This window comes from Streptomyces polyrhachis (assembly GCF_042663125.1).
Classification (GTDB): Bacteria; Actinomycetota; Actinomycetes; order Streptomycetales; family Streptomycetaceae; genus Streptomyces; species Streptomyces polyrhachii.
In genome coordinates this window covers 1-547 of sequence record NZ_JBHSZO010000099.1, presented here as the reverse complement: position 1 = coordinate 547, position 547 = coordinate 1, and the positions used below count along the sequence as shown (strand labels likewise).

Annotated in this window: 1 protein-coding gene; it reads right to left on the bottom strand. The window is 68.2% G+C overall.

The window, feature by feature from the left end; all coding sequences use genetic code 11:
* The coding region (locus ACFQLX_RS25740) for a condensation domain-containing protein (RefSeq protein WP_386418941.1) at positions 1-547 on the bottom strand (547 nt) is incomplete at both ends.

Genomic DNA, 547 nt, shown 5'->3' with positions numbered 1-547 from the left:
AGCTCCTTGACCTCCTTTAACCCTTCGCCGAGAGCAGTCGGGGACGGTACTGGCAGACGTACCGGCGAGATCGTGGTGAACCAACCCGTAGTGCGGGAGACGTCGAGGTCCTCGAACAACTCCTCGCGGCCGTGGCCCTCCACGTCCAGGCGGACATGCCCATCCCCTGTCCAGGCACCCACCGCGCAGGCGACCGCGGTCAACAGGACGTCGTTGACCCGCGTCCCGAACGCCGCAGGAACATCCTGCAAAACAGCACGGGTCTCCTCCTCACCGAGCACGGCCTCATACACCCGGCTGCCACCGACCGTGTTGCTCCCGGCCGGACCGTCCAGCGGAAGTGGCCGCGTCGCAGTCGCCTGCTCACGCCAGTACGACACCTCCTGCGCAGTCCCGGCACTGCCCGCCTCCTGCCGCAACCGCCCGGCCCACTGCTGCCACGCACTCGACTTCGCCGGCAGCACCGGCTCCTCACCACGCCGCAACCGCCCCGCCAACACCCCCAAGTCCTCCAACAACACCCGCCACGACACCACATCCACCACCA